The 15,790-nt window shown below is 58.4% G+C and carries 18 protein-coding genes; 4 read left to right on the top strand and 14 right to left on the bottom strand.

Features of this window, described 5'->3' with window-relative positions; genetic code table 11:
* The coding region (locus tag RGM3321_RS20155; RefSeq protein ID WP_146226174.1) for an integrase core domain-containing protein at window positions 1-90 on the top strand (90 nt) is incomplete at its 5' end.
* 107 nt (window positions 91-197) lie between these two features.
* Here the strand turns inward: RGM3321_RS20155 and cysN are convergent.
* From cysN to RGM3321_RS20170, 3 genes are all read right to left on the bottom strand, one after another.
* Window positions 198-2,096 carry a sulfate adenylyltransferase subunit CysN gene (gene cysN / locus RGM3321_RS20160; protein ID WP_244394575.1) on the bottom strand — a complete coding sequence of 633 codons (1,899 nt, stop codon included), beginning with the start codon at window positions 2,094-2,096 and terminating at the stop codon, window positions 198-200.
* A 10-nt stretch (window positions 2,097-2,106) separates the two neighbouring features.
* Window positions 2,107-3,024, bottom strand: a complete 918-nt coding sequence (gene cysD, locus RGM3321_RS20165; protein WP_002555071.1) for a sulfate adenylyltransferase subunit CysD — start codon at window positions 3,022-3,024, stop codon at window positions 2,107-2,109.
* A 153-nt stretch (window positions 3,025-3,177) separates the two neighbouring features.
* Window positions 3,178-3,936, bottom strand: coding sequence for a Nif3-like dinuclear metal center hexameric protein (locus tag RGM3321_RS20170; protein WP_002555072.1), 759 nt, complete (start codon window positions 3,934-3,936; stop codon window positions 3,178-3,180).
* Window positions 3,937-4,047: 111 nt separating this feature from the next.
* Here RGM3321_RS20170 and algW point away from each other — a divergent pair, with 111 nt between their 5' ends.
* A complete protein-coding gene (gene algW, locus RGM3321_RS20175; protein WP_244394576.1) occupies window positions 4,048-5,208 on the top strand; it encodes a Do family serine endopeptidase AlgW in 1,161 nt (386 codons plus the stop codon).
* Window positions 5,209-5,232: 24 nt separating this feature from the next.
* Here the strand turns inward: algW and RGM3321_RS20180 are convergent, their stop codons facing one another.
* The 11 genes from RGM3321_RS20180 to RGM3321_RS20230 all read right to left on the bottom strand — a co-directional run bounded on the left by RGM3321_RS20180 (window position 5,233) and on the right by RGM3321_RS20230 (window position 13,970).
* Window positions 5,233-5,685 carry a thiol-disulfide oxidoreductase DCC family protein gene (locus RGM3321_RS20180; RefSeq protein WP_244394577.1) on the bottom strand — a complete coding sequence of 151 codons (453 nt, stop codon included), beginning with the start codon at window positions 5,683-5,685 and terminating at the stop codon, window positions 5,233-5,235.
* Window positions 5,686-5,968: 283 nt separating this feature from the next.
* Window positions 5,969-7,021, bottom strand: a complete 1,053-nt coding sequence (gene hisC / locus RGM3321_RS20185; protein ID WP_244394578.1) for a histidinol-phosphate transaminase — start codon at window positions 7,019-7,021, stop codon at window positions 5,969-5,971.
* Window positions 7,021-8,367 carry a histidinol dehydrogenase gene (gene hisD, locus RGM3321_RS20190; protein WP_244394579.1) on the bottom strand — a complete coding sequence of 449 codons (1,347 nt, stop codon included), beginning with the start codon at window positions 8,365-8,367 and terminating at the stop codon, window positions 7,021-7,023. Before hisD ends, hisC begins: the two co-directional genes overlap by 1 nt.
* A gap of 124 nt (window positions 8,368-8,491) precedes the next feature.
* Window positions 8,492-9,127, bottom strand: coding sequence for an ATP phosphoribosyltransferase (gene hisG / locus RGM3321_RS20195; protein ID WP_002555077.1), 636 nt, complete (start codon window positions 9,125-9,127; stop codon window positions 8,492-8,494).
* A gap of 154 nt (window positions 9,128-9,281) precedes the next feature.
* Window positions 9,282-10,547, bottom strand: coding sequence for a UDP-N-acetylglucosamine 1-carboxyvinyltransferase (gene murA / locus RGM3321_RS20200; protein WP_057403084.1), 1,266 nt, complete (start codon window positions 10,545-10,547; stop codon window positions 9,282-9,284).
* A 23-nt stretch (window positions 10,548-10,570) separates the two neighbouring features.
* Window positions 10,571-10,810 (bottom strand): BolA family protein, encoded by a 240-nt coding sequence (locus RGM3321_RS20205; RefSeq protein WP_002555079.1) that lies wholly within the window; start codon window positions 10,808-10,810, stop codon window positions 10,571-10,573.
* 114 nt (window positions 10,811-10,924) lie between these two features.
* Complete coding sequence (locus tag RGM3321_RS20210) at window positions 10,925-11,230, bottom strand: STAS domain-containing protein (protein WP_005744995.1); 306 nt, start codon at window positions 11,228-11,230, stop codon at window positions 10,925-10,927.
* A complete protein-coding gene (locus tag RGM3321_RS20215; RefSeq protein WP_058400705.1) occupies window positions 11,227-11,877 on the bottom strand; it encodes an ABC transporter substrate-binding protein in 651 nt (216 codons plus the stop codon). Before RGM3321_RS20215 ends, RGM3321_RS20210 begins: the two co-directional genes overlap by 4 nt.
* Before the next feature lie 19 nt (window positions 11,878-11,896).
* Complete coding sequence (gene mlaD / locus RGM3321_RS20220; protein ID WP_002555082.1) at window positions 11,897-12,364, bottom strand: outer membrane lipid asymmetry maintenance protein MlaD; 468 nt, start codon at window positions 12,362-12,364, stop codon at window positions 11,897-11,899.
* Window positions 12,364-13,161 (bottom strand): lipid asymmetry maintenance ABC transporter permease subunit MlaE, encoded by a 798-nt coding sequence (gene mlaE, locus RGM3321_RS20225; RefSeq protein ID WP_244394580.1) that lies wholly within the window; start codon window positions 13,159-13,161, stop codon window positions 12,364-12,366. Before mlaE ends, mlaD begins: the two co-directional genes overlap by 1 nt.
* Complete coding sequence (locus RGM3321_RS20230) at window positions 13,161-13,970, bottom strand: ATP-binding cassette domain-containing protein (RefSeq protein ID WP_004656592.1); 810 nt, start codon at window positions 13,968-13,970, stop codon at window positions 13,161-13,163. The genes mlaE and RGM3321_RS20230 overlap by 1 nt, the downstream gene beginning before the upstream one ends.
* A 304-nt stretch (window positions 13,971-14,274) precedes the next feature.
* Here RGM3321_RS20230 and RGM3321_RS20235 point away from each other — a divergent pair, with 304 nt between their 5' ends.
* Together RGM3321_RS20235 and RGM3321_RS20240 are read left to right on the top strand one after the other, a co-directional pair.
* A complete protein-coding gene (locus tag RGM3321_RS20235) occupies window positions 14,275-15,249 on the top strand; it encodes a KpsF/GutQ family sugar-phosphate isomerase (RefSeq protein ID WP_122259132.1) in 975 nt (324 codons plus the stop codon).
* Window positions 15,249-15,788 (top strand): HAD family hydrolase, encoded by a 540-nt coding sequence (locus tag RGM3321_RS20240; protein ID WP_244394581.1) that lies wholly within the window; start codon window positions 15,249-15,251, stop codon window positions 15,786-15,788. Before RGM3321_RS20235 ends, RGM3321_RS20240 begins: the two co-directional genes overlap by 1 nt.
* The last annotated feature ends 2 nt before the right edge of the window (window positions 15,789-15,790 follow it).

Genomic DNA, 15,790 nt, shown 5'->3' on the forward strand with positions numbered 1-15,790 from the left:
GTGGATGAATCGGTGCAGATCTACAATAGGGAGCGGCCACACTTATCCCTGAAATACAAAACGCCCGATGCGGTGCATCGGGCGTTTTGAGCGTGAAACAGGTGTAAACCTATTTCAGGACTAGACACTACCCCTTCGCGAGCGATGAGGCCAGTGCAGGCGCTGAAAACCATTGGTCTTTCACGCCTGCATACGTATCAGATCGCGCCGCGACTGCGCAGCAGATCCAGCACCTGTTTAACGCTTTCTTCCAGGTTGAGTGCCTGCGTGTCGATCACCAGATCGGCATTCAGCGGCACGTCATACGGGAAGGACTCGCCAGGAATGTTGTCGCCATCAGCGGCATACAAACCTTGCGGGTCACGCTCGCGGCAGACCGCTGGCGACGCCTGAACATAGACGGTCAGCAGACGATCCTTGCCGATCAGCGCCTTGACGCGCTCACGGCCCTCGGCATCCGGTGCAACGAAAGCAGCCAGGGTCAGAAGACCCGCTTCGTTGAACTGGCGCGCCACGTGGGCGGCACGGCTCCAGTTCTCGGTACGCCCGGCGCGGTCCTGTGGCAGGCCCTTGTTCAGGTCATGACGCAGGTTCTGACCGTCCAGCACATAGACCGCACGGCCCATGTCGAACAACTTGCGCTCAACTGCGTACGCCAACGTACTTTTGCCTGCGCCGGACAGGCCGCTGAACAATACGGTGGCCGGTTGCTGGCCGAAACGCTGCGCACGCTCTTCAGTAGAGACGTGGGCCAGCTCGCCATGATGCTGCGAACCACCGCCTGAAACCGGCTTGGCAATGATCATGCCCGCAGCAACAGTGCCATTGGTCAGACGATCGATGACGATGAACGAGCCAGTGGTGGGGTTTCTGTCATAGCCGTCAAGCGCGATAGGCGCATCAAGGCTGACTTTGACGCGGCCGATCTCGTTCAACTGCAACGAGCTGGCAGGGCATTCCTGCAGCGTGTTCACATCGACCCGATGAGTAATGCTGGCAATAGAGCCCGGCACATAGCTGGTAGCGCGCTTGATGTCGTATTTCTTGCCCGGCAGCATGGGCTCTTCGGCCATCCACACCAGCATGGCGTCGAACGCATCGCTGACCTGCGGGACGTTGTCGGCATGCACCAGCAGATCACCGCGGGAAATGTCGATCTCGTCTTCCATGGTCAGCGTCACGGCCTGACCCGGACCGGCCTGCTCCAGCTCGCCTTCAAAAGTGACGATGGACTTCACGCGGCTGCTCTTGCCCGACGGCAACACGACGATCTCGTCGCCCTTGTGCACGATACCGCTGGCCAGCGTGCCGGCGAAACCACGGAAGTTCAGGTTCGGACGGTTAACGTACTGCACCGGGAAACGCAGGTCCGCATAGTTGCGGTCGCTGGCGATTTCGACAGTTTCAAGAATTTCCATCAGCGACTGACCGGTGTACCAGGGCGAACGCTCGCTCTTGTTCACCACGTTGTCGCCCTTGAGCGCCGACATTGGAACAAACGCCATGGTGGTCGGCTTGAACGCGATGCCCTCGGCGAACTTCAGGTAATCGGCCTTGATCGATTCGAACACGCCCTCATCGAAGCCGTTGAGGTCCATCTTGTTGATGGCCACGACGATGTGCTTGATGCCCAGCAGCGAAGCGATGTAGCTGTGACGACGGGTCTGGGTCTGCACGCCATAGCGCGCGTCCACCAGAATGATCGCCAGGTCACAGGTCGAAGCGCCAGTCGCCATGTTGCGAGTGTACTGCTCATGACCCGGCGTATCGGCAATGATGAACTTGCGCTTGGCCGTGGAGAAATAGCGATAGGCGACATCGATAGTGATGCCCTGCTCCCGCTCGGCCTGCAGACCATCCACCAGCAACGCCAGATCGACGTCATCGCCAGTGGTGCCGGACTTCTTCGAGTCACGGGTAATGGCTTCCAGGTGATCTTCGTAGATCATCTTCGAGTCATGCAGCAGACGCCCGATCAGCGTGCTCTTGCCGTCATCGACGTTGCCACAGGTAAGAAAGCGCAGCATTTCCTTGCGTTCGTGCTGGCCCAGATAGGCGAGGATGTCCTCGCTGATCAAATCAGATTGATGCGACATGTGACACCCCTTAGAAATAACCCTGACGTTTCTTTTCTTCCATCGAGCCTGCACCGTCGTGGTCAATGACCCGGCCCTGGCGTTCGGAAGTTCGCGTCAGCAGCATTTCCTGAATGATGTCGGTCAGGCTGGTCGCTTCGGACTCGACGGCACCGGTCAGCGGGTAGCAACCCAGGGTGCGGAAACGGACCTTTTTCTTGACGATGCGCGACTTCTCTTCATCGGTGAGATGCTCGAGGATGCGCTCGTCGTCGATCATGATCAGCGTGCCGTTCTTCTCGATAACGTCGCGCTCGGCGGCGAAGTACAGCGGCACGATCGGGATGCCTTCAAGGTATATGTACTGCCAGATGTCCAGCTCGGTCCAGTTGGAGAGCGGGAATACACGGATAGACTCGCCTTTGTTGACGTTGCCGTTGTAGACATTCCACAGCTCGGGGCGCTGGTTTTTCGGGTCCCAGCGGTGCTTGCTGTCGCGGAACGAATAGACGCGCTCCTTGGCCCGGGACTTCTCTTCGTCGCGTCGGGCACCGCCGAAAGCGGCATCGAAACCATGCTTGTCGAGCGCCTGCTTCAGGCCCTCGGTCTTCATGATGTCGGTATGTTTGGCGCTGCCGTGGGTGAAGGGGTTGATGCCCTGCGCCACGCCATCAGGATTGATATGAGTGATCAGGTCCAGGCCCATTTCCTCGACCATCTTGTCGCGAAAACGATACATCTCCTGGAATTTCCAGCGAGTATCGACGTGCATGACAGGGAATGGCAATTTACCGGGGAAGAATGCCTTGCGCGCCAGGTGCAGCATCACGGCCGAATCCTTGCCGATCGAGTACAGCATCACCGGGTTATCGAACTCGGCAGCGACCTCGCGGATGATGTGGATGCTTTCCGCCTCCAGCTGTTTCAGATGCGTCAGTTTGTCAACCATGGCTACTCACGGATTGCGTTCGTTATGGACCGGGAAACCCCGGGGCGGCCTGCGGGCCGTATTCGAGCCGCGCACTTTAACATGCGTGATATCGCTAATCAGCGATGCAGCTAGATCGAAACGATCTATGCATATGCCCTGCCGTTTGATCGATCAGATCGGGTTCGGGCAGTCGATGAAGATATGCTCGAGCGCAAAGCGTCGGGCCAGGTAATCACCCAGGGCCTGAACCCCATACCGCTCGGTGGCGTGATGACCGGCCGCGATGAAGCTGATGTCGTTCTCCCGCGCGCTGTGGAATGTCTGCTCTGACGCTTCGCCACTCAGGAAAAGATCAACGCCTTCCAGCACTGCCTGATCAATGTAGTTCTGACCGCCACCGGTGCACCAGCCTACACGGCGAATCATCTGGGAGCCTTCGATGAGCAACGGCTCACGGCCCAGCGCATCCTGTACGCGACGGGCAAAATCCCGCGGGGTCATGGGTTCGGACAACGAACCTATCAAGCCGACCACTCGCGAATTTTCAGGGTCCAGCGGCCCTTCGACAGTGATATCCAGCTGACGCGCCAGTTGCACGTTATTACCCACTTCGGGGTGCACATCCAGCGGCAGGTGATAGGCAAGCAGGCTGATGTCGTGCTTGAGCAGGGTTTTCAGGCGGCGCTGCTTCATACCGACCACACAGGGGTTTTCGCCTTTCCAGAAATAACCGTGATGAACCAGAATCAGATCAGCCTGGGCCTCTACGGCAGCGTCCAGCAATGCCTGGCTCGCCGTCACGCCGCTGACGATGCGCATCACTTGAGGCCGACCCTCGACCTGCAGGCCATTAGGGCAATAATCCTGAATCCGGGCACTGTTCAGATAGCGGTCGGCTTCTTCGACCAGGGTGCTCAGGGCAACAGCCATAAAAGACTCCTAAATATGCAGTTCAGAGCTGCGTTGTACTCGTATAATGCCCGCCATTATGGCGCACCCGTGGCAAAACTTTCTGCGCCCGCAACCATCAGGACTTGTTAAATGTTCAAGGCACTGCGTTTTTTCGGCTGGCCATTGCTGGCTGGCGTGCTTATCGCCATGCTGATTATTCAGCGCTATCCGCAGTGGGTCGGCCTGCCGAGCCTGGATGTCAATCTGCAACAGGCTCCGCAGACCACCAACGTCATGCAAGGTCCGTCGTCCTATGCCGATGCGGTCATTGCCGCAGCGCCCGCGGTGGTCAACCTCTACACCACCAAGATGGTCAACAAGGGCAACAACCCGCTTTTCGAAGACCCGCAGTTCCGGCGCTTCTTCGGCGACAACACACCTAAGCAGAAGCGCATGGAGTCAAGCCTTGGTTCTGGCGTCATGATGAGCCCCGAAGGCTACATACTGACCAATAACCACGTCACCACCGGCGCGGACCAGATCGTGGTGGCACTGAAGGACGGCCGTGAAACCATTGCCAGAGTTATAGGCAACGACCCGGAAACCGATCTGGCAGTGCTCAAGATCGACCTGAAAAACCTCCCGGCAATCACCATCGCGCGCTCTGACGGCATTCGCATCGGCGACGTTGCGCTGGCCATCGGTAATCCGTTCGGGGTAGGTCAGACTGTGACCATGGGCATTATCAGTGCCACCGGGCGCAATCAATTGGGCCTCAATACCTACGAAGACTTCATCCAGACCGACGCGGCCATCAACCCCGGCAACTCGGGCGGTGCACTGGTGGACGCCAGCGGCAACCTGATCGGTATCAATACCGCGATCTTTTCCAAGTCCGGCGGCTCGCAGGGCATCGGTTTTGCCATTCCGACCAAGCTGGCGATGGACGTCATGAAGTCGATCATCGAACACGGTCAGGTCATTCGTGGCTGGCTGGGCATCGAAGTTCAACCGCTGACCCAGGAACTGGCCGAATCGTTCGGACTAAAGGATCGTCCCGGCATTGTCGTCGCGGGTATCTTCCGCGATGGACCTGCGCAGAAAGCCGGCCTGCAACTGGGTGACGTGATCCTGAGCATCAATGGCGAACCCGCTGGCGACGGTCGTCGCTCGATGAATCAGGTGGCGCGTACCAAACCCAAGGACAAGATTGCTATAGGCGTGATGCGCAACGGCAAGGAAATGCGCTTGAGCGCCGAGGTCGGCCTGCGCCCGCCACCTGCACCGACACCTGCCGCAGCGCCTGAGTAATGAGGGTGGTGCGCTAGAGTTCGCTCACGAGCCCGCTTTCAGAAAGCGCCGCTCGTGATCGGGTGATGGCAGCAGGCAGACGTCATGACGACCAAACAGCCGGTATCTATTCAGGGCGATCCTGTCATAGCACCAGTCGCGCATAAACGCAGGGAAGAGGCGCAGCACTCCCAGCCAGCGCCAGGGTGCGGGAAAGTCCGATATGACGGCGATAAATGCTTCGGAGCGAACATAAAGCCGATTACCGGTGACTGCCGCCATCGTGTCAAAACGATCCAGTGGAAGGCCAGCCCATTCCAGCAGCGCCTGCCCTTCCGGCGACTGAACGGTCGCCAGTCTTATCCGCCGCTCGCGGTCATGACGAATAATGAATTTTGCCCAACCGCCGCATAGCTTGCAGACGCCATCGTAAAGCACGACTGTTTCACCCGCCTTCAGGAAGGGAGCAGGTTCAAGCTGAATATTGTTCGACTGCATGACTTCACTCCTTTGCGGGCCTGGCCCGGATTGCCCGGACCGCTGCAGGTTAGCATGCGATGCGGAGCGTCACAGGGTCTGCGCCGACGCATCGGCACGAGAGTGGAGATCATCGTTCCTCACTCCAGCGTGGGAGTGAAGTTCGCGACGCTCGGCGTCGCAAAGAGGACGCAGGGCATCCAGAGCGGCGTGCCAACGCAGAGCATTGGCACGATAGTCAGTTGGATTTTTATATAACGCCAAGCGCGAAGCGTGGTTACGACAGGTGATCCGCGCAACCAGCTCAGATATCGCTCAACCCTTCCAGCAACGCCTGATGTTGCTCTGGCGTGCCGATGCTGATGCGCAGGAACTGGGCGATGCGCTGCTGTTTGAAGTGGCGGACGATGACGCCCTGCTCGCGCAGTTTCGCAGCCAGGGCTGCAGCATCGTGCTGCGGGTGGCGGGCGAAGATGAAGTTCGCAGCCGAGGGCAGCACTTCGAAGCCTTTGCCCTGCAACTGCTCGACCAGCGCCTCGCGACTTTCGATGACCTTGTTGCGCGTCGACTCAAAGTGCTCGCGGTCCTCGAAAGCTGCCGCACCACCCACATTGGCCATACGGTCCAGCGGATAGGAGTTGAAGCTGTTCTTGACCCGCTCCAGCGCTTCGATCAGATCAGGCTGCCCCACCGCCAGGCCGACACGCAGACCGGCCAGCGAGCGCGACTTTGACAAGGTCTGCGTGACCAGCAGGTTCGGGTAGCGATCAACCAGCGTGATCGCGGTCTCGCCACCGAAGTCGATGTACGCTTCGTCAACGACGACCACTGAATCCGGGCTGGCCTTGATAATCTGCTCGACCTTGTCCAGACCGAGCAGGCACCCGGTCGGCGCATTCGGGTTAGGGAAGATGATCCCGGCATTGGGCCTGGCGTAGTCTTCGGCACGAATCCGGAACTGATCATCCAGCGCGATCATTTCGTAATCGATCCCATACAGACCGCAGTAGACCGGATAGAAGCTGTAGCTGATGTCCGGAAACAGCAGCGGCGCATCGTGCTGAAACAAGGCGTGGAAGATGTGCGCCAGCACTTCGTCTGAACCGTTGCCCAGGAACACCTGATTGGGCTGCACCTTGTAATAACCGGCAACAGCGTGCTTGAGCAGGTCGCTGTTGGGGTCCGGGTACAGACGCAAGTCGTCGGTCAGCGCGGCACGCATGGCCTCGACAGCCTTGGGCGACGGGCCATACGGGTTTTCATTGGTATTGAGCTTGACCAGCCTGGTCAGCTTCGGCTGCTCGCCCGGCACATAAGGCACCAGACCGCTGACGAAAGGACTCCAGAATTTGCTCATTATTTGCCGTCCTCTGTATTGCCTGCTTTCCAGTCGGGATCAGTAATTCGATATTCAGCACTGCGGGCATGGCCGCTCAGGGATTCGCCACGAGCCAGCACCGACGCTGTCTTGCCCAGCTCGGACGCACCCTGCGGCGAGCAGTAGATGATAGACGAGCGCTTCTGAAAATCGTACACGCCCAGCGGCGAGGAAAAACGCGCCGTGCCGGAGGTCGGCAGTACGTGGTTGGGACCTGCGCAATAGTCGCCCAGTGCCTCGGAGGTGTGGCGCCCCATGAAGATCGCACCCGCATGGCGGATCTGCGGCAGCCAGGCTTCCGGATCGGCGACCGACAATTCAAGGTGCTCGGGCGCGATACGATTGGCAACTTCGATGGCTTGCGCCATGTCTGCCACTTTTATCAATGCGCCGCGGCCGTTGATCGACGTTTCGACGATGGCCGCGCGCTCCATGGTTGGCAGCAGACGGGTGATGCTGGCGGCAACCTTGTCGAGGAATTCGGCATCCGGACTGACCAGAATGGCTTGGGCATCTTCGTCGTGCTCGGCCTGGGAGAACAGGTCCATGGCGATCCAGTCAGGATCGGTCTGACCGTCACACACCACCAGAATTTCGGAAGGACCGGCGATCATGTCGATCCCGACCTGACCGAATACGTGGCGCTTCGCGGTGGCCACATAAATGTTTCCGGGGCCGACAACCTTATCGACCTTTGGCACGCTTTCGGTGCCATACGCCAGCGCTGCCACAGCTTGCGCACCGCCGATGGTGAACACTCGGTCGACACCCGCAATGCACGCAGCCGCCAGCACCAGCTCGTTGATTTCACCTCGCGGTGTCGGCACGACCATGACCACCTCGGTCACGCCCGCCACTTTGGCCGGAATGGCATTCATCAATACCGAAGACGGATACGAGGCCTTGCCACCGGGCACATACAGGCCTGCACGGTCCAGCGGTGTGACCTTCTGGCCCAACACCGTGCCATCGGCCTCGGTATAGCTCCAGGAATCCTGTTTCTGTTTCTCGTGGTAGCTGCGCACACGCTCGGCGGCTTTTTCCAGTGCCTCGCACTGGACCGGCGTGATGCGGGTCAACGCCAGCTCCAGACGCTCGCGAGGCAGGATCAGATCGGCCATCGACGCGACCTGCAGCCCGTCAAACTTCTGGGTAAACTCGACCAACGCCGCGTCGCCGCGCTCACGTACCGCCTTGATGATGTCGAGCACGCGCTGGTTGACCGAGTCCTCAGACACGCTTTCCCAGCTCAGCAGGTGATCCAGATGTCGTGCGAAATCCGGGTCAGCAGCGTCGAGTCGGCGAATTGCAGTGGGCGTGGTCATAGCGGGGGCCTCAATAATTGGCGGATGCTCAGGAGCCTAAAGCTACCAAGCTATCCGCGCAGGCACCTGAGAAATTTGCCTATGACACGGATAGCTGGACGCAACTCAACGTTGCGTGAATGAATCAGCTACGGTGTCGCGACTCCACTGCCTTGCGCAGGGTGTCGATGAGGGCCTGAATGCGTGCGTGCTGCATCTTCATGGAAGCCTTGTTGACGACCAGACGCGAGCTGATGGTAGCGATCAGTTCCTGAGGCTCAAGGCCATTGGCTCGCAAGGTGTTACCGGTGTCGACCACGTCGATGATCTTGTCTGCCAGACCAATCAGCGGTGCCAGCTCCATGGAGCCGTACAGCTTGATGATGTCGACCTGACGACCCTGCTCGGCGTAGTAACGCTTGGCAACGTTGACGAACTTGGTCGCCACACGCAGACGGCCCTTGGGCTCGACCGCACCGATGGCACCGGCGGTCATCAGCTTGCACTTGGCAATCTGCAGATCCAGAGGCTCGTAAAGACCCTGGCCGGTATATTCCATCAACACATCCTTGCCCGCGACGCCCAGATCGGCGGCACCATGCTCGACATAGGTCGGCACGTCGGTGGCACGCACGATCAGCAGGCGTACGTCGGCCTGGGTCGTGGGGATGATGAGCTTGCGGCTCTTGTCCGGATTCTCGGTCGGCACGATGCCCGCTTCAGCGAGAAGCGGCAGGGTGTCGTCAAGGATGCGGCCCTTGGACAGTGCGATGGTCAACATGGGAAACGTAAGTCCTTATCAGGAAACTTTTGTCACGACGCAAGCGGCGCGTGACAACCCCCAGGCCTGTTCGGCCTGAAGTGAAACGAATCAGAAATCACACCCGCGACAGAACAGGCGGCCCCGATGCCAGCAGCATCAGGGCCGCACGCCACTAGCCCGGGACACGGCGGATCTTGGCGCCCAGCATTTGCAGCTTCTCTTCGATGCACTCGTAACCACGGTCAATGTGGTAGATGCGGTCGATCAGCGTATCGCCCTGGGCAACCAGCGCAGAGATCACCAGACTTGCCGATGCCCGCAGGTCAGTCGCCATGACTGGCGCGCCCTTGAGCACTTCGGTGCCGGTGACAATGGCAGTGTTGCCTTCAACCTGGATCTGAGCGCCCATGCGGTGCATTTCATACACGTGCATGAAGCGGTTTTCAAAGATGGTCTCGATGACCGCCCCCGTACCTTCGGCAATCGCATTGAGCGAAATGAACTGCGCCTGCATGTCGGTCGGGAACGCCGGATAAGGCGCGGTACGTACGTTGACAGCCTTCGGACGCTTGCCGTGCATGTTCAGCTCGATCCAGTCTTCACCGGTCGTGACTTCGGCACCGGCTTCCTGAAGCTTGAGCAGCACCGCTTCAAGGATGGTCGGATCAGTGTCCTTGACCTTGACGCGACCACCGGTAACGGCAGCGGCTACCAGGTAGGTGCCGGTCTCGATACGGTCAGGCATGACCTTGTAGGTGGCCGGGCCCAGACGTTTGACGCCATCGATAGTGATGGTATCGGTGCCTGCGCCATGAATTTTTGCACCCATCGCGATCAGGAAGTTGGCCAGATCGACAACCTCGGGCTCGCGAGCAGCGTTCTGCAGAACGCTGCGGCCATTGGCGAGGCTGGCGGCCATCATGATGTTTTCAGTACCGGTCACGCTCACGGTATCAAAGAAGAAGTGGGCACCACGCAAACCACCCTCAGGTGCCTTGGCCTTGATGTAGCCACCCTCGACATCGATGATCGCGCCCATAGCCTCAAGACCACGGATATGCAGATCAACCGGACGCGAACCAATGGCACAGCCACCTGGCAGCGCCACTTCGGCCTCGCCGAAGCGAGCGACCATCGGACCCAGTACCAGAATCGACGCACGCATGGTTTTCACCAGTTCGTACGGAGCGACCAAAGTCTTGATGGTGCGCGGGTCGATCTCGACGCTGAGCTTTTCATCGATCACAGGCTCGATGCCCATGCGACCGAACAGCTCGATCATGGTGGTGATGTCGTGCAGGTGCGGCAGGTTCTGAACAGTAACCGGCCCGTCAGCCAGCAACGTGGCGGCAAGGATCGGCAAGGCAGAGTTCTTTGCCCCGGAAATGCGAATTTCGCCATCAAGACGAACGCCGCCGGTAATAATCAATTTATCCATTAGAGTCTCGACACCAATTTGGCTCAGGAACGCTCGGCCCATGCAGCGCGGCTGAAAAATTTCATGGTCACCGCGTGGATGCTGCCATCGGCAATCCAGGGGTTCAGATGGGTATAAATCTGTTGCTGACGCTTGACCGGACTCAGGCCAGCCAACTCGTCGCTGATGATATTCAGCTGGAAGTTGCAGCCTTCGCCTTCGACTTCCACCTTGATTTCCGGCAGCTTTCCTTCAAGGAAGCTTTTAACTTCTACGGCCTGCATGCTTAACCTCGATCGGCGCTGTACGCGCGCGGGTCGGCCATCATACAAAAAAGCCCATGTTATGCGAAGCCCGACAAGCAGGTCCCGGATAAAGGGCTTCTTCGATGACGCCTGTCAGTGGGTGTCCAGTAGCTCGGTCAGACCTGATACACGGGCTATCTGACGCATGTCTTCAGGCAGCGAGCGGACGGTGATCGACTTGCCTGCCTCCTGCGCATCACGCATGAAAGCCAGCAGCAGGGCAAGGCCCACGCTGCTGGATTTCTCGACACCCGAGCAATCGAGTGTCAGATCGGCCAGATCACCCGACTTGATCAGTGCCGCACCCTGCTTGCGCAACTGCGGCCCGGTGCGGTAATCCAGCACACCGATCAGCCTGAGCTCGCCAGGCCCGACGAGACGGACGGCGGACTCAGTCATTGTGCAGGCTTCTGCGCAGCGTCTACGGTGGATTTGGTCTTGGCAACTTCGCCAGCCCAGTTGTTGATGGTGGTGTCCAGGTCGTTGCCATTACGCTGCATGGCGTCGGCGAACTGATCACGGAACAGCTTACCGATATTGATACCGTTGATGACAACGTTACGCACCTTCCACTCGCCGTTCAGTTTGACCAGCGTGTAGGAAACCGGATAAAGCGCGCCGTTGTTGCCTTTGACCTGCATATCCACGCTGGTACGGTCATCACCTTCGTCCTTGGCGGGTGCTACGGTGATGCCCTGATTGTTGAACTCAAGCAGCGCGTTACCGTAGAACTGCATGAGGCTGCGCTTGAAGTTTTCTTCAAAGCGCTTCACCTGCTCAGGCGTCGCTTTGCGGGAGTACTTGACGGTCATGATGCTTTTGGAAATACCATCGGCATCGACGACCGGACCGACAATACGGTTCAGCGCATCATAGAACGCACTCGGATTGGACTTGTACTGTTCACGATTGGTAGCCAGGTCGCTCAACAGTTCCTTGGTGGTACGTTCCACCAGATCGTGAGCTGAGGGCGTTGCCGCAGCATTGGCCAGCATCGGCAAGGTGGCCAGCAATATCAACAGACCACGGCGCAGGATAGAGATCATTTAAAGCTCCTTACTTGGCTTACTTGGCGTCTTTGCTTACGGTATTGAGCAGGAATTTCCCGATCAGGTCTTCCAGCACAAGCGACGACTGCGTGTCATGAATGGTTGCACCGTCTTTGAGCAGCTTGTCATCGCCACCGACGCTGAGACCAATGTACTTCTCACCCAGCAGGCCAGCAGTCAGGATCGACGCCGTGGAGTCGGAAGGCAGGTTATCGACCTTCTTCTGTATCTCCAGCGTGACGCGACCGGTGAAGGTGTCGTGATCCAGATCGATCGCCGTCACCTTGCCGATTGTGACGCCAGCCATGCTTACCTTGGCTCTGACAGTCAAACCGGCAATATTGTCGAAGTAGGCATAAAGTTTATAGGTGTCGGTGCTCGCACTGGTGCTCAGACCACTGACTCGCAGGGCCAGCAGGAGCAGAGCCAGTATCCCGGCCAGCAGGAACAGACCGACTCCGGTTTCGATGGCGCGGTTTTGCATCAGAAATCTCCAAACATCAAGGCGGTCAAAATAAAGTCCAGTCCCAGCACGGCCAACGAGGCGTAAACGACGGTTCTGGTCGTCGCGCGGCTGATCCCCTCGGAAGTAGGATCGCAATCGTACCCCTGGAAAACGGCAATCCACGTCACGACGAAGGCAAATACGACGCTTTTGATCACCCCATTGAGCACATCGTTCGTGAAAGAAACGCTGTTCTGCATGTTCGACCAGAAAGAACCGTCATAGACGCCCAGCCAATCGATCGCTACCCAGGAAGCACCCCAGATACCGACCACACTGAAAATCATCGCCAGAATCGGCAGCGAGATGAAACCTGCCCATAGGCGTGGCGCAACGATGTACTTGAGTGGATCGACACCGATCATCTCAAGGCTCGACAACTGCTCGGTGGATTTCATGTTGCCGATCTCGGCGGTCAGCGCAGAACCTGCACGCCCGGCGAACAGCAGGGCTGTAACCACAGGGCCCAGCTCACGCAGCAGGGTCAGGGCGACCATCTGGCCGACCGCCTGTTCGGACCCGTATTTGGTCAGAATGCTGAAGCCCTGCAGCGCCAGCACCATGCCGATGAACATGCCGGACACCACAATGATGACCAGCGACATGACACCGACCGAATACAGCTGCCTTACCAGCAGTTGAAAACTGCTGCCTGCGCCGCCGCGGCCAAGCAGGGCGTTTACCAGAAACAGACCGGAACGACCCAGAACAGTAACAATATCAATGGCCGAACGCCCCAACAGGCGTACCCGGTCCATCAGTGACTTATTGCGCATCAGCGCTTCCCCAATAGATCTTCGCGAAAATCCGGCGCCGGATAGTGGAACGGTACAGGGCCATCAGGCTCGCCGGTCATGAATTGACGAATGCGTGGATTGTCCGAGGACATCAGTTCCTCAGGCGTGCCCTGCCCCAGCACCTGCCCGTCGCCCACTACATAGAGATAGTCGGCAATGCTCGCTGTCTCGCTGAGGTCATGGGACACCACGATACTGGTAATGCCCAATGCGTCGTTGAGCAAGCGGATCAGGCGTACGAGCACGCCCATCGCAATCGGGTCCTGCCCGACAAAGGGCTCGTCATACATGAGAATCTGCGGATCGAGAGCGATAGCGCGGGCCAGCGCGACACGACGCTTCATGCCACCCGACAGTTCGTCGGGCATCAGTTCGACCGCACCGCGCAGGCCCACAGCCTGAAGCTTGAGCAGCACGATGTCGCGGATCATTTCTTCCGGCAGTTCAGTGTGCACGCGCAAGGGAAAAGCGACGTTTTCGAAAACATCCAGATCGGTAAACAGTGCTCCGCTCTGAAACAACACGCCCATCTGCTTGCGAGCATCGAACAGATCACTGCGCGACAGCTCAGGCAGGTTCTGACCATTGACCCACACCTGCCCTTCGCTCGGACGCAACTGAGCCCCCATCAAGCGCAGCAAGGTAGTCTTGCCACAACCGGACGGCCCCATGATCCCGGTGACCTTGCCCCGCGGAATACGAATATCAACGTTATTGAAAATGCTGCGCGTACCGCGTTTGAAAGACACACCTTTCAACTCGACCGCATAGGCGTCATCAGGACTCATCTAAACTCCTTGCGATACAGCCTCCGCCCTCAGCCGTCGGTTCTTGGAGGCCGACCAGCTGTCCAGGCGCGCCGAACAGGCCGCGAACTATACCACCGCCGCCACCCGCCCCCAAGAAGAGAACCGAGCGGTTCAGGTAATCGTTGTATTATTCTGTACCACAATGTTGTGGCATCAGGCGTGGATACAGACCCTCAAGCGCGTAGGAAATTCGTTTAAAAACAACACAACGACGATCAGACGTGAGGGAATCGTTCATTACCGCTATAATCGCCGCCTTTCAGCAGGCTGACCCTTTCCAGACATGAACCAATCCAGTGACCTGATCCAATCGGCGCAACGCACCATTCGCCTTGAGATAGAAGCCATACAAGGCTTGCTTGAACGTCTTGACGGCGATTTTGTGCGCGCGTGCGAAATGATCCTCGCCAGCAAAGGGCGAGTCGTAGTGGTCGGCATGGGCAAGTCCGGGCACATCGGCAACAAGATCGCCGCCACGCTGGCGAGTACCGGCACTACCTCTTTTTTCGTGCATCCAGCTGAAGCCAGTCATGGCGACATGGGCATGATCACACGCGATGACATCATCCTGGCCCTGTCAAACTCCGGCAGCACCAACGAGATCGTGACCCTGCTGCCGTTGATCAAGCGCCTGGGCATAAAGATGATCAGCCTGACCGGCGACCCCGAATCCATTCTGGCCAAGGCTGCCGATATCAATCTCAACGCCCACGTCGTGCACGAGGCCTGCCCGCTCAATCTGGCACCGACCTCTTCGACCACCGCAGCACTGGTCATGGGCGATGCCCTGGCCGTGGCGCTGCTGGACGCACGGGGCTTCACCGCTGAAGACTTTGCATTCTCCCATCCGGGCGGCGCGCTGGGTCGTCGTCTGCTGCTCAAGGTCGAGAATGTCATGCACTCCGGCGACGCACTGCCCAGCGTTCAACGCGGCACCCTGCTCAGGGATGCGCTGCTGGAAATGACCCGCAAGGGCCTGGGCATGACCGCGATTGTCGAAGCTGACGGCACACTGGCCGGTATCTTCACCGACGGCGATTTGCGCAGAACACTGGACCGCCCTGTCGATATTCGCCAGACCATCATCGATGAAGTCATGACCCTTCACGGCAAGACGGCCCATGCAGAAATGCTGGCCGCCGAAGCGCTGAAAATCATGGAGGACAACAAAATCAGTGCGCTTGTTGTCGTAGACCAGTACGACCGGCCGGTTGGCGCGTTCAACTTGCAGGATCTTTTGCGCGCAGGCGTCATGTAATGGAAACCGAAACGATGACCCAGGACCTCATGCAGCGCGGCAAGGCTATCAAGCTGGCCGTTTTCGATGTCGATGGCGTACTGACCGACGGCCGCCTTTATTTCATGGAAGATGGCAGCGAGATCAAGACATTCAACACCCTCGACGGTCAAGGCATAAAAATGCTGATAGCCTCAGGCATCACAACAGCCATTATCAGCGGCCGCAAGACTGCGATAGTCGAGCGCCGGGCAAAGAGCCTGGGCATAGAACACCTGTTTCAGGGACGTGAAGACAAGTTGGTTGTACTGGACAAACTGCTCGCAGAACTCCAGCTTGGTTATGAACAAGTCGCCTATCTGGGTGATGATCTGCCAGACTTGCCAGTCATCAGGCGCGTCGGTCTGGGCATGGCGGTTGCCAATGCCGCGAGTTTTGTACGCGAGCATGCACACGGAATAACCAGGGCGCGGGGCGGCGAAGGTGCGGCACGCGAATTCTGCGAACTGATTCTGAGTGCACAAGGCAACCTTGAAGCGGCTCACTCCGTCTATTTATAGAA

Source organism: Pseudomonas sp. RGM 3321 (assembly GCF_022836805.1).
Classification (GTDB): Bacteria; Pseudomonadota; Gammaproteobacteria; order Pseudomonadales; family Pseudomonadaceae; genus Aquipseudomonas.

Coding starts and splice junctions, on each gene's coding strand:
- cysN (WP_244394575.1), bottom strand. CDS start 2,096: ATGTCGCATCAATCTGATTTGATCAGCGAGGACATCCTCGCCTATCTG.
- cysD (WP_002555071.1), bottom strand. CDS start 3,024: ATGGTTGACAAACTGACGCATCTGAAACAGCTGGAGGCGGAAAGCATC.
- RGM3321_RS20170 (WP_002555072.1), bottom strand. CDS start 3,936: ATGGCTGTTGCCCTGAGCACCCTGGTCGAAGAAGCCGACCGCTATCTG.
- algW (WP_244394576.1), top strand. CDS start 4,048: ATGTTCAAGGCACTGCGTTTTTTCGGCTGGCCATTGCTGGCTGGCGTG.
- RGM3321_RS20180 (WP_244394577.1), bottom strand. CDS start 5,685: ATGCAGTCGAACAATATTCAGCTTGAACCTGCTCCCTTCCTGAAGGCG.
- hisC (WP_244394578.1), bottom strand. CDS start 7,021: ATGAGCAAATTCTGGAGTCCTTTCGTCAGCGGTCTGGTGCCTTATGTG.
- hisD (WP_244394579.1), bottom strand. CDS start 8,367: ATGACCACGCCCACTGCAATTCGCCGACTCGACGCTGCTGACCCGGAT.
- hisG (WP_002555077.1), bottom strand. CDS start 9,127: ATGTTGACCATCGCACTGTCCAAGGGCCGCATCCTTGACGACACCCTG.
- murA (WP_057403084.1), bottom strand. CDS start 10,547: ATGGATAAATTGATTATTACCGGCGGCGTTCGTCTTGATGGCGAAATT.
- RGM3321_RS20205 (WP_002555079.1), bottom strand. CDS start 10,810: ATGCAGGCCGTAGAAGTTAAAAGCTTCCTTGAAGGAAAGCTGCCGGAA.
- RGM3321_RS20210 (WP_005744995.1), bottom strand. CDS start 11,230: ATGACTGAGTCCGCCGTCCGTCTCGTCGGGCCTGGCGAGCTCAGGCTG.
- RGM3321_RS20215 (WP_058400705.1), bottom strand. CDS start 11,877: ATGATCTCTATCCTGCGCCGTGGTCTGTTGATATTGCTGGCCACCTTG.
- mlaD (WP_002555082.1), bottom strand. CDS start 12,364: ATGCAAAACCGCGCCATCGAAACCGGAGTCGGTCTGTTCCTGCTGGCC.
- mlaE (WP_244394580.1), bottom strand. CDS start 13,161: ATGCGCAATAAGTCACTGATGGACCGGGTACGCCTGTTGGGGCGTTCG.
- RGM3321_RS20230 (WP_004656592.1), bottom strand. CDS start 13,970: ATGAGTCCTGATGACGCCTATGCGGTCGAGTTGAAAGGTGTGTCTTTC.
- RGM3321_RS20235 (WP_122259132.1), top strand. CDS start 14,275: ATGAACCAATCCAGTGACCTGATCCAATCGGCGCAACGCACCATTCGC.
- RGM3321_RS20240 (WP_244394581.1), top strand. CDS start 15,249: ATGGAAACCGAAACGATGACCCAGGACCTCATGCAGCGCGGCAAGGCT.